The following is an 11,247-nucleotide window of genomic DNA, read 5'->3' as shown; positions in this document are numbered from 1 at the left end:
CGAGCCCCCTTGCAGCTCTGTGCCCGGCAGCGCGCCTGCGGCGCGCTCCCGGGCCAAACATGTTTGACGGCATGTCTGATGCAGGCAAACAGGGCGGGAGTATCGGTTGCATTTCTGATGGCTGACCTCAGAGACCTGCAAATAGCTGCGACAGGCGTGTCGTTTCTTCCTCGATGCCGAATGGTGCGTTCAGAATGAACATCCCTGATCCCACCATCCGATGCCCTTCGCGCACCGGTGGAAATGTCACCTCATGACAAATAGCCTTGGGGAAGTTTTGCGCTTCAAGCGTCGCGATCATCCGGGCGTGGCGTTTGTCCGACAGAACCGGGTACCATAGCGCAATCACCCCGACATTCCATTTCCGGTGCAGTTTGGCAATCACTCCGGGCAGTCGATCGTAGTCGGTCTTCACCTCATAGCTTGGGTCAATCAGCAAAAGCCCCCGTCGCGGCGTCGTAGGCAGCAGGGATTGCACCAGTTCAAACCCGTCCTGCCGATACACCTTCGCCCTGAACGGTGACATTGCCAAAGACAGCGCGGCATGTTCCTGGGGGTGCAGCTCGGCAAAATGCAGACTGTCCTGATCCCTCAACAGATGTGCTGCAATCATCGGCGATCCCGGATAGGCCGCGTCGCCGTGCCGGGCCTGTATGTTTTTCAGAACCCGCGCCATCGGATGTCCGGGGCCGAACCACCCTTCTCGTTTCGCGCGCTCGATTCCCGCTGCCGCCTCGCCCGTCCGCATGGATTCGTCCGCGTCCAACTGGTACAGCCCCCGCCCGGAATGCGTTTCGACATAGCTGAGCGGCTTGTCCTTCTGCGTCAAATAATTCAGCACCCAGGCCAGCAATGCGTGCTTTTGGACATCAGCCAGATTCCCGGCGTGGTAAATATGTTGATAAGAGAGCATTTTGCCTTCTAAAGTCCCATTCAATAAGGCGGAAAGGTGCTGATTGTCGCGGAATCAGCCCTTTTACCGGGCGTGATGGCACCCTATAAGTCATCCGTCCCGGAACCGTCGAGTCGCGGGCAGTAGAAAACCGACATACAGGATCAGGGGAAACATGGGGATCTTTGGCAATCTGGGCGGCCTGTTCACAGCGGACATGGCCATCGACCTTGGAACGGCAAACACGCTGGTTTACGTCAAGGGGCGCGGTGTCATCCTGTCTGAGCCTTCCGTGGTTGCCTATCACGTCAAGGACGGCGTGAAGAAAGTTCTGGCTGTCGGCGAAGATGCCAAGCTGATGCTGGGCCGGACGCCCGGTTCGATCGAAGCCATCCGCCCCATGCGCGAAGGTGTGATTGCTGACTTCGATACAGCCGAAGAAATGATCAAGCACTTCATCCGCAAGGTTCACAAGCGTTCGACTTTCTCGAAGCCCAAAATCATCGTCTGCGTCCCCCATGGCGCGACACCCGTTGAAAAGCGGGCGATCCGTCAGTCGGTTCTGTCCGCTGGTGCCCGCCGCGCCGGCCTGATCGCCGAACCGATCGCCGCCGCCATCGGCGCGGGCATGCCGATCACCGACCCGACCGGCAACATGGTCGTCGACATCGGCGGTGGTACAACCGAAGTGGCGGTTCTGTCGCTGGGCGACATCGTCTATGCCCGCTCGGTCCGCGTGGGTGGCGACCGCATGGATGAAGCCATCATCTCGTACCTGCGCCGGCAGCAGAACCTGCTGGTCGGTGAATCCACTGCGGAACGCATCAAGACGACAATTGGCACGGCGCGGATGCCTGATGATGGCCGCGGCCAGTCGATGCATATCCGGGGTCGTGACCTGTTGAACGGCGTACCCAAGGAAATCGAGATCAGCCAGGCCCAGGTCGCCGAGGCGCTGTCGGAACCCGTCCAGCAGATCTGCGAAGCGGTGATGACTGCGCTGGAAACCACTCCGCCCGATCTGGCCGCCGATATCGTGGATCGCGGCGTCATGCTGACAGGCGGTGGTGCATTGCTGGGTGATCTGGATCTGGCCCTGCGCGAACAGACCGGCCTGGCCGTGTCGATTGCCGACGAAAGCCTGAATTGTGTGGCTTTGGGCACCGGCAAGGCGCTAGAATACGAAAAACAGCTGCGCCACGCGATTGACTACGAAAGCTGAGGCGCGCACCTTTTAGGGGCAGTCTGAATTCGGCACGAGCAGCACGGGAAGGTAACCTGTGGCAAAAGACCGATCACAGCGCGATGACTACACGACCCCTCTGCGCCGCTTGTTGCTGGGGATCGTCATCCTGTGCTTGCTGGGTATCTTTCTGGTCTGGCGGATCGACAGCCCCCGCGTCGAGCGGTTCCGCGCGCAGGTGGTGGACGCGGTCGTACCGTCGATGGATTGGGCCATGGTGCCCGTGACCGCCGCTGTGAACCTTGTGCGCGATTTCCAAAGCTACCAGCGTCTGAGCGAACAAAACCGAGAGTTGCGCAGCGAACTGCGCCTGATGCGTGCCTGGAAAGAGGCCGCACTGCAATTGGAGCAGGAAAATGCGCGGCTGTTGGATCTGAACAATGTCCGCCTTGACCCGCGCCTGACATACATCACGGGTGTTGTGATGGCCGACAGTGGATCACCCTTCCGGCAGTCCGTCCTGTTGAATGTGGGGGAACGCGACGGGATCGTTGATGGCTGGGCCACGATGGATGGCATCGGGCTGGTTGGCCGAATTTCCGGCGTCGGGCCAGATACGGCTCGGGTGATCCTGGTGACGGATGCCACCAGTGCCATTCCGGCAACGATTCAGCCTTCTGGCCAGACCGCGTTGATCAAAGGAGACAATACTCCGGCCCCAGTGGTCGAATTCCTGGAAAACCGAGAGCTGGTCCGCCCCGGTGATCGGGTGATCACATCCGGCGACGGAGGCGTTTTTCCGGCAGGCCTTTTGATCGGCCAGATCGCCGCGGATCCGGGCGGCCGTCTGCGCGTTCGCCTTTCAGCGGATTTTGAACGGCTCGAGTTTCTTCGCGTTCTGCGCTTCCATTCGCCCCCGCCAATTCAGGATCCGGGTGGGATCGTCGGGCCAACTCGGCCCGAAACTGCGCTTGTACCGGATGAGGTAAGCGATGGATAGGCCCGCCTCATACAACTGGGCCATGCGCGGACTTTACGTTGCGCTGGCCTTTGTCGTGCTGTTCATGCACTTGCTGCCGCTCGATGCGCAACCGGATCGCTGGCCTTTTCCTGATGTATTGGTTGCGCTGACCTTTGCCTGGGTATTGCGGCGCCCCGATTATGTGCCCACTCTGTTGGTCGCGTTTGTCATGCTGATGGCGGATCTTTTGCTGCAACGCCCGCCGGGCCTTCTGGCCGCGCTGGTGGTGTTTGGCACAGCCTATCTGCGCTCTGCCGCTCCGGGTATGAAGGACACCGGATTTGTCGGAGAATGGATGTCTGTCGGTGTGGTGATTTCCATGGTCTTTTTGACGAATAGAGTCGTTTTGTCGATCTTGTCTGTGCAGCAGGCCGCATTGTGGCCAGTCGTGATTCAACTTGTGCTGACAATCGCCTTCTACCCGTTCATCGTGCTGTTGAGCCAAAGCGTATTTGGCGTCCACCGCCTGTCTGCTGCTGATGGCGGAGCCGTAGGGGGCGGAGCATGAAACAACGCAAACCCAAGTCGCAGGGCCTTGCCTATAAACGCCTGCCACGCCGGGCGCTGCTGCTGGGCGGTTTGCAGGCGGCTTTTATCGGCGGGTTGGCCGCACGGATGCGTTTCATGCAGGTGGATCAGGCCGACGAATACCGCCTGCTGGCCGAAGAAAACCGCATCAACATTCGACTGATCCCGCCAACCCGTGGACGCATCTATGACCGCAATGGTCAGATCATCGGTCAGAACTCACCATCCTATCGCATCGTTATCGTGCGTGAAGACGCAGGTGACGTCGACAAGGTGATTGCCAAATTGTCGGAACTCATCCCGCTGAACGATGATGAGATCCAACGCGCCCGGACCGAAATGCGCCGATCAGCGCCGTTCCTGCCGGTGACTCTGGCGGATCAGGTCACTTGGGAAGACATCTCGAAAGTCGCGGTCAATGCCCCGGCCCTGCCGGGTGTGACGCCCGAGGTCGGCCTGACACGGCAATACCCACGCTATGAGGATTTCGCCCATATCGTCGGCTATGTCGGCCCGGTCAGCGACTACGATCTCAGCAAGCTCGAAGACCCCGAGCCGGTTTTGCGAATTCCCCGGTTTCAGATTGGCAAGGTCGGGTTGGAAGCCAAGCAGGAAACAGCCTTGCGTGGCAAAGCCGGCGCAAAGCGTGTCGAAGTCAACGCCACAGGGCGCGTCATGCGCGAGCTGGACCGGCAGGAAGGTCAGCCGGGTGCGGACTTGCAATTGGCGATCGATGCCGACCTGCAACAATATGCGCAAGCGCGGCTGGCAGGTGAAAGCGCGGCTGCAATTGTTCTGGATTGCGAAACCGGGGACCTGCGCGCTGTCAGCTCTACACCCAGTTTCGATCCTAATCTGTTTGTGCGCGGTATCTCGGTCGCGGATTATCGGGCTTTGACGGGGGACAAGTATCGCCCTCTGGCCAACAAGTCCGTACAAGGCACTTATCCTCCGGGGTCGACGTTCAAGATGGTCACCGCATTGGCCGCGCTGGAGGCCGGCGTAATAGGCCCTGGAAACACAGTGTATTGCCCCGGACATCTGAAGGTCGGCAGCCGCAGGTTCCACTGCTGGAAGCGCGGTGGGCATGGTACGGTCGATCTGAACCTGTCGCTTAAACGCAGCTGCGACGTCTATTACTACGACGTGGCTTTGCGGGTCGGGATCGACAAGATATCCGAAATGGCCCGTACATTGGGGCTGGGCGTCAAGCACGATATTCCGATGTCGGCGGTTGCCGCTGGACTTGCCCCCAATCAGGAATGGAAGCAGCGGAAACACGGTCAGGATTGGCTGGTGGGCGACACGGCCAACGCGTCCATCGGGCAAGGGTTCATGCTGGCATCACCGCTTCAACTGGCCGTCATGACGGCTCGTATAGCCACCGGCCGATCGGTGACACCGCGCCTTGTACGATCGATCGACGGTGTCGAGCAGCCTTCGGGCGCAGGGGAACCGCTGGACATCAACGCCTACAATCTGGAACAGGTGCGCAAGGCCATGTACTCGGTCTCGAATGATCGGCGGGGGACGGCCTATCGCAGTCGCATCATCGCAGACGAGTTCCGCATGGCCGGCAAAACCGGCACCAGCCAGGTCCGCAACATCACCAAGGCCGAACGTGCCGCCGGCGTGATCCGCAACGAAGACCTGCCATGGGAACGTCGCGACCACGCCTTGTTCGTCTGCTTCGCGCCCTATGACAATCCGAAATACGCGGTTGCCGTGGTCGTTGAACATGGCGGCGGCGGGTCCAAGGCGGCGGCACCGGTCGCCCGCGATATCATGCTTCAGGCGCTCTATAACGGTACTCCGCCGCTTGAAGCATATCCGGTTGCCGACCGCGAGCGCATCAAGGAACAGCAAAAACGGCTCGAGGGCGACCGTCGCCCCAAAGCGCGTCCCGATGGAAAGGACCGCGCATGAGCTATCTTGAATATGCCGTGAAATCCACGCCGTCGGGGTTTCGGAAATTCCTGTACATGAACTGGCCGCTGACCCTGTTGTTGATCAGCACGGCTAGCGCAGGGTTCCTGATGCTGTATTCGGTTGCAGGCGGGTCGTGGACACCCTGGGCAGAACCGCAGATGGAGCGGTTCGGGCTTGGCCTGATCGCGATGTTCATCATTGCTTTGGTTCCGATCTGGTTCTGGCGCAACATGTCCGTGCTGGCCTATCTCGGGTCGGTTGCGTTGCTGGTATTCGTGGAATTGTTCGGCACCATCGGCATGGGCGCGCAGCGTTGGATCGACCTTGGATTCATGCGCCTGCAACCCTCAGAAGTCATGAAGGTGGCCCTGGTCATGGTTCTGGCGGCGTACTACGACTGGCTGCCATCGCACAAGACGTCTCGCCCTCTTTGGGTCTTTATTCCCGTGGCTCTGATTGTCCTGCCCACGCTGCTGGTTCTGAAGCAGCCGGATCTCGGCACGTCGATCCTGCTGTTGGCTGCCGGTGGCGGGCTGATGTTTCTTGCGGGTGTCCACTGGGCTTACTTTGCAGCCGTCATTGCCGCCGTCGTGGGCCTGATCGCCGCCGTGTTCAACAGTCGCGGGACCGACTGGCAGTTGCTCAAGGATTATCAGTTCCGCCGGATCGACACGTTTCTTGACCCCTCTACCGATCCTTTGGGTGCCGGATATCACATCACGCAATCCAAGATCGCCCTTGGTTCCGGCGGCTGGAACGGGCGCGGTTTCATGCAGGGTACGCAATCCCGGCTGAACTTCCTGCCCGAGAAACACACCGATTTCATCTTCACCACCCTCGCAGAGGAGTTCGGGTTCGTCGGTGGCATCACGCTCTTGACTCTCTACGCCCTGATCCTTGTGTTCTGCATGGCGACCGCACTGGCCACCAAGGATCGGTTCTCGTCACTGGTTACTCTGGGCATCGCGCTGAACTTCTTCTTGTTCTTTGCCGTCAACATGTCGATGGTGATGGGCATGGCACCGGTTGTGGGCGTCCCTCTTCCAATGGTCAGCTATGGCGGATCGGCCATGCTGGTGCTGATGGCCGCGTTCGGCATCGTCCAAAGCGCTCATATCCATCGTCCCCGCTGATCTGAAAGGCCCCCGATGCCCGTAAACGTTCTGTTTTCCGCGCGCCCTGCCCTGTGGCCCGTGTATGAACCGCTGCTCGCTCGATACCTTGCGGAAGCTGGCGTTGAGGCGCGGCTCGGTACGGAATTTGACCCGGATCAGGTCGATTACGTTGTCTACGCTCCGAATGGCGGGTTACTGGATTTTTCGCCCTTTACACGCCTGAAGGCGGTTCTGAGCCTCTGGGCCGGGGTTGAAAAGATCGCGGACAATGACACGCTGACCGTCCCCTTGGCGCGAATGGTGGATCACGGGCTGACGCAGGGTATGACCGAATGGGTGGTGGGCCACGTGCTGCGCTATCATCTGGGAATGGATCGCCACATCACCATCCAGGATGGCGTCTGGGCCCCGGATGCCCCGCCTTTGGCGCAAGAGCGCAAAGTGTGCATTCTGGGCCTGGGCGCTTTGGGCGAAGCCGCGGCCCGCGCCCTGGCCTCGCTGAGTTTCACGGTCACGGGCTGGAGCCGCACCGCCAAGGCCATCCCCGGCGTAACCTGCCTGCAAGGCCCAGACGGTCTGCGTGAGGCGCTTTCCCGGGCCGAGATTCTGGTTCTGCTTCTGCCTGACACCGCTGCCACCGAAAACGCGTTGAATGCTGAAACGCTGGCCCTGCTGCCGAAGGGCGCGCGGATCATCAACCCGGGTCGCGGACCCCTGATCGATGACGATGCGCTGCTGGATGCCTTGAACGCGGGTCAGGTCGGTCACGCGACGCTGGATGTGTTCCGGGTCGAGCCCCTGCCCCCCGATCATCCGTATTGGGCACATCCGAACGTGACGGTGACCCCTCATATCGCGTCGGAGACCCGCCCGGTCACAGCCGCGCAGGTCATTTGCGAAAACATCCGGCGTGGCGAAGCCGGAGAGCCCTTCGTGCACCTGGTGGATCGCGCTTTGGGCTACTGATTTCAGGCCGCGATCAGACCGCGGCCTTTCAACAGGGCGTCAACCCCCGGCAATCTTCCCCGGAACACCAGATACAGGTCTTCTGCCTCGCGCGAACCGCCAGTGGACAGGATGTTGTCCTCCAACGCTTTGGCGCGTTCGGGGTCAAAGGCACCTCCCGCCTCTTCAAAGGCGGCAAAGGCGTCGGCATCCATCACTTCGGACCACATATAGCTGTAGTACCCCGAGCTGTAGCCATCGCCTGCAAAGACATGCGCGAAATGCGGAGTAGCGTGGCGCATTCCAATGGCCTTCGGCATCCCCAACCCGGCCAAAACTTCTGACTGTTTCGCCATCGGATCTGACGGCGCCTCGCCATCGTGGAAGGCCAGATCAACAAGGGCCGAGGCGACATATTCCACCGTCTGGAATCCCTGATCGAAATTGGCCGCCTTCAGCACCTTTTGCAGCATGTCCTGCGGCATCGGCTCGCCCGTTTCCGCATGGGTCGCAAACTCGGCAAGAACCTCGGGCACTTCCAGCCAGTGTTCGTAAAGCTGGCTGGGCAATTCTACGAAATCGCGCGCCACGGACGTGCCCGAGATGCTTTCATATGTCACGTTGGACAGCATCTGGTGCAGGGCATGGCCGAATTCATGAAACAGGGTCCGCGCGTCATCATAGGACAGCAAGGCGGGATCCCCCTTGGCAAAGTTGCACACATTGATGACAACCGGCGTCTGCTTCTTTGGGAATTTGGCCTGCGCCCTCATCGCGCTGCACCAGGCGCCTGACCGCTTGGACCCTCGTGCAAAGTAGTCTCCGATAAATACGGCAATATGCTGCCCGTCGCGGGTAACGCCCCAAGCCCGGCAATCCGGGTGATAGAGGGGTACGTCCAACGGTTTGAATTCCAGCCCGAAAAGCCGGTTGGCGCAGGCAAACGAAGCCTCGATCATGCGATCCAGTTGCAGATAGGGTTTCAACGCGGCCTCATCCAGATCGTGTTCCGCCTTGCGCCGCTTTTCAGCATAGTACCGCCAATCCCAAGCTTCCAGCGGGCCGTTGATGCCTTCTTCCTGCATCATCTGCGTCAGAACATCCGCGTCGGCGTCGGCGCGGGACTTGGCCGGTTCCCAAACCTGCATCAACAGTTCGCGCACCCGATCCGGCGTGCGCGCCATCTCGGTTTCCAGCTTGTAGTCGGCGAACGTGTCATAGCCCAGAAGCTTGGCACGCTCTTCGCGCAAGGCCAGAATCTCGGCCGCGATATCTCGGTTGTCTGTCTCGCCCCCATTGGCACCGCGTGCGGCCCAGGCGCGATAGGCTTTTTCACGCAGGTCCCGGCGGGGCGAGAATTGCAGAAACGGCACGATCAGCGACCGTGACAAGGTGACCACCGGCCCCTTGGCTTTCTTCTCCTGCCCCGCGGCACGCGCCGCGTCCACGACGAAATCCGGCAGGCCGTTCAGATCCTCTTCGGTCAGATCCATGTACCAGTCCCGCTCATCCGCCAGCAAGTTCTGGGTAAACGACGTGCCCAGCGACGCGAGGCGCGACTTGATCTCTTGCATGCGGGCGTCTTCGTCCCCTTCCAAAGCCGCGCCGGCACGCACAAAGCCCCGGTGGGTCAGCATCAGCACACGCGCCTGTTCCTCGGTCAGGTCAAGATCATCGCGCCGTGCCCATAGGTCGGCCACACGCTTGAACAGCGACTTGTTGGAAGAAATGCCCGAAAAATGCGCCGAAAGCCTGGGGGAAAACGCGCGTTGCAGTTCTTCCCGCTTGCGGTTGCTGTCCGCGCCCGCAATCGTGAAGAAGACCGACAGAACCTTGTCCAGTTGCCCGCCCGCAGCCTCGAGCGCCTCGATCGTGTTGGCGAATGTGGGGGTATCCGGATTAGCCGCTATCGCGTCAATCTCGGCGTTATGCTCTTTCATCGCCTGCTCCAGTGCCGGCGAGAAATCATCATCCGAGATATCGGAAAAAGGGGCGATTTCAAACGGTGTGGTCCAGTTGGACAGGATCGGGTTGGTCATGCGGATCTCCTTTGATCCCATAGCTATGTCGCCATGGCCGGGTGTTCCAGAACACCCATCCCATGTGAAGAAAGGTTAATCGTTTCTCATGCCACAAACGGGGCAATCGTCCCGGCGGGTCAGAACAATCTTTCGGCTTTCGCCGTACAGCGCGTCATAGATCAGCATCTCGCCGCGCAGCGCCATGCCGGCGCCCGTTATCACCTTGATCGCCTCGACCGCCATCATTGATCCGACAACGCCCGGCAGCGGGCCGATCACGCCGGCCTCGGAACAGGACGGGGCCAAACCGGGGGCCGGGGCCTCTGGGAAGATGCACTGATAGCAGGGGCTGCCATTGGCCGGGTCAAACACACTCAGCTGACCTTCCCACTGCGACAAAGCCCCCGAGATCAGCGGTTTGCCCAGCGCGACGGCGGTTCGGTTTGCCAGATACCGGGTCTCAAAATTGTCGGTTCCGTCAAGAATCAGATCGAAGTCTGCAAACAGGTCGGTGGCGATTTCCTCGCTCAAGCGGCGGTGATAGGGCAGAACAACGACGTTCGGGTTTTGCGCCTCCATCGCCTGCTGCGCCGAAAAGACCTTGGGCATTCCAATATCCGCGTCCCGGTGAATGACCTGTCGTTGCAGGTTGGCATTCTCGACAACGTCATCGTCGATGATCCCGATCGTGCCGACACCCGCAGCCGCCAGATATTGCAGCGCAGGTGCACCCAGACCACCTGCGCCGATCACCAGTACGCGGGCTTTTTTAAGTTTTTTCTGACCGGGCCCACCCAGTTCGCGCAAAACGATATGGCGGGCATAGCGGTCCAGCTCGGCCTCGGTAAATCGGTCCGAGGGCATGTCGGGCTCCGGTTCCGAAGTTGAAACTGCGCGGTTACGCAAGGCTTTGAGTATTCTGCCATACAGCAAAGCCAGCGCCGCGAAACCCACGAGGATCAGCCAAAGCGCCGCAGACCCACCCGTTGCTTCGCGAAGAGGGTGCCCATCCGGCAAGATCAGATGGGACAGTATGACGCCGGCCAGCAACACACTCACGGAAACCACCCGCGCTTTTTTCGACGTGCCGGCGAAATAACCGACACCCCAAAGCCCCGCAGCCAGGATGAAAACCAACAGCATCAGCCGCGCCCGGTCGAGCCGAAACCGCCAGCCCCGCGATCGGTTTCGCCCAGCGCCTGAGCCAGTTCAAACGTTGCCTGCACCACCGGCGCGACCACAAGCTGCGCGATACGATCTCCGTGGGCGATCTCGAACCGTTCCTGGCCCGCATTCATCACGATCACGCCCAAGGGCCCACGATAGTCGCTGTCGATGGTGCCCGGCGTGTTGGGCAGTGTGATCCCATGTTTCAACGCAAGGCCCGAGCGGGGCCGAACCTGTACCTCATACCCTTGCGGGATTTCAATGCGCAGGCCGGTCGGCACCAGCGCCCGCTGACCGGGGTCCAGCGTAATCAGCGCGCCGCCGGGCAGATTGGCACGCACGTCCGCGCCGGCCGCCCCCGAGGTTTCGTAAGAGGGAAGCGCCACGGCGGGGTCTGCCCCGTCTTCGCGGATCACCCGGATTGCAACCATGCCCTTGCCTTTCCT

Annotated in this window: 10 protein-coding genes; 6 read left to right on the top strand and 4 right to left on the bottom strand. The window is 60.6% G+C overall.

All coding sequences use genetic code 11. The features are described from left to right. Positions 1-127: 127 nt before the first annotated feature. Positions 128-913, bottom strand: a complete 786-nt coding sequence (locus ACR0A2_RS17695; protein WP_480836455.1) for a 23S rRNA (adenine(2030)-N(6))-methyltransferase RlmJ — start codon at positions 911-913, stop codon at positions 128-130. 154 nt (positions 914-1,067) lie between these two features. On the opposite strand from ACR0A2_RS17695, the gene ACR0A2_RS17690 reads away from it, so the two are divergent. From ACR0A2_RS17690 to ACR0A2_RS17665, 6 genes are read left to right on the top strand one after another with little or no spacing between them, the layout of a single operon-like run. Next, a complete protein-coding gene (locus ACR0A2_RS17690) occupies positions 1,068-2,114 on the top strand; it encodes a rod shape-determining protein (protein ID WP_039523195.1) in 1,047 nt (348 codons plus the stop codon). Positions 2,115-2,172: 58 nt separating this feature from the next. Then, the gene (mreC, locus tag ACR0A2_RS17685) at positions 2,173-3,075 is read left to right on the top strand and encodes a rod shape-determining protein MreC (protein WP_170346418.1); all 903 of its coding nucleotides are present in this window, start codon (positions 2,173-2,175) and stop codon (positions 3,073-3,075) included. Then, a complete protein-coding gene (locus tag ACR0A2_RS17680) occupies positions 3,068-3,604 on the top strand; it encodes a rod shape-determining protein MreD (RefSeq protein ID WP_480836453.1) in 537 nt (178 codons plus the stop codon). The genes mreC and ACR0A2_RS17680 overlap by 8 nt, the downstream gene beginning before the upstream one ends. Next, the gene (gene mrdA, locus ACR0A2_RS17675) at positions 3,601-5,550 is read left to right on the top strand and encodes a penicillin-binding protein 2 (protein ID WP_480836451.1); all 1,950 of its coding nucleotides are present in this window, start codon (positions 3,601-3,603) and stop codon (positions 5,548-5,550) included. Before ACR0A2_RS17680 ends, mrdA begins: the two co-directional genes overlap by 4 nt. Then, positions 5,547-6,686: a rod shape-determining protein RodA gene (rodA, locus tag ACR0A2_RS17670; protein ID WP_480836449.1), complete on the top strand. Its 1,140-nt coding sequence runs from the start codon at positions 5,547-5,549 to the stop codon at positions 6,684-6,686. Before mrdA ends, rodA begins: the two co-directional genes overlap by 4 nt. A 15-nt stretch (positions 6,687-6,701) precedes the next feature. After that, entirely contained in the window at positions 6,702-7,634 is a 933-nt protein-coding gene (locus tag ACR0A2_RS17665) for a 2-hydroxyacid dehydrogenase (RefSeq protein WP_480836447.1), read from the top strand. Positions 7,635-7,636: 2 nt separating this feature from the next. Here the strand turns inward: ACR0A2_RS17665 and ACR0A2_RS17660 are convergent, their stop codons facing one another. The 3 genes from ACR0A2_RS17660 to dut form a co-directional block, all read right to left on the bottom strand. Further along, positions 7,637-9,652, bottom strand: coding sequence for a M3 family metallopeptidase (locus ACR0A2_RS17660; protein ID WP_480836445.1), 2,016 nt, complete (start codon positions 9,650-9,652; stop codon positions 7,637-7,639). A 75-nt stretch (positions 9,653-9,727) separates the two neighbouring features. Further along, on the bottom strand, positions 9,728-10,777 hold the full coding sequence (locus tag ACR0A2_RS17655) for a HesA/MoeB/ThiF family protein (protein ID WP_480836443.1): 1,050 nt from the start codon (positions 10,775-10,777) through the stop codon (positions 9,728-9,730). Then, positions 10,777-11,232, bottom strand: a complete 456-nt coding sequence (dut, locus tag ACR0A2_RS17650; protein ID WP_480836441.1) for a dUTP diphosphatase — start codon at positions 11,230-11,232, stop codon at positions 10,777-10,779. Before dut ends, ACR0A2_RS17655 begins: the two co-directional genes overlap by 1 nt. Between the last annotated feature and the right edge of the window lie 15 nt (positions 11,233-11,247).

It is taken from the genome of Ruegeria sp. H8, from assembly GCF_056532905.1.
Note: the sequence above shows the minus strand (reverse complement) of the source record. Positions and strands in the feature narration are given on the sequence as shown.

Coding starts and splice junctions, on each gene's coding strand:
- rodA (WP_480836449.1), top strand. CDS start 5,547: ATGAGCTATCTTGAATATGCCGTGAAATCCACGCCGTCGGGGTTTCGG.
- ACR0A2_RS17665 (WP_480836447.1), top strand. CDS start 6,702: ATGCCCGTAAACGTTCTGTTTTCCGCGCGCCCTGCCCTGTGGCCCGTG.
- ACR0A2_RS17695 (WP_480836455.1), bottom strand. CDS start 913: ATGCTCTCTTATCAACATATTTACCACGCCGGGAATCTGGCTGATGTC.
- ACR0A2_RS17660 (WP_480836445.1), bottom strand. CDS start 9,652: ATGACCAACCCGATCCTGTCCAACTGGACCACACCGTTTGAAATCGCC.
- ACR0A2_RS17655 (WP_480836443.1), bottom strand. CDS start 10,777: ATGCTGTTGGTTTTCATCCTGGCTGCGGGGCTTTGGGGTGTCGGTTAT.
- ACR0A2_RS17680 (WP_480836453.1), top strand. CDS start 3,068: ATGGATAGGCCCGCCTCATACAACTGGGCCATGCGCGGACTTTACGTT.
- dut (WP_480836441.1), bottom strand. CDS start 11,232: ATGGTTGCAATCCGGGTGATCCGCGAAGACGGGGCAGACCCCGCCGTG.
- mrdA (WP_480836451.1), top strand. CDS start 3,601: ATGAAACAACGCAAACCCAAGTCGCAGGGCCTTGCCTATAAACGCCTG.
- ACR0A2_RS17690 (WP_039523195.1), top strand. CDS start 1,068: ATGGGGATCTTTGGCAATCTGGGCGGCCTGTTCACAGCGGACATGGCC.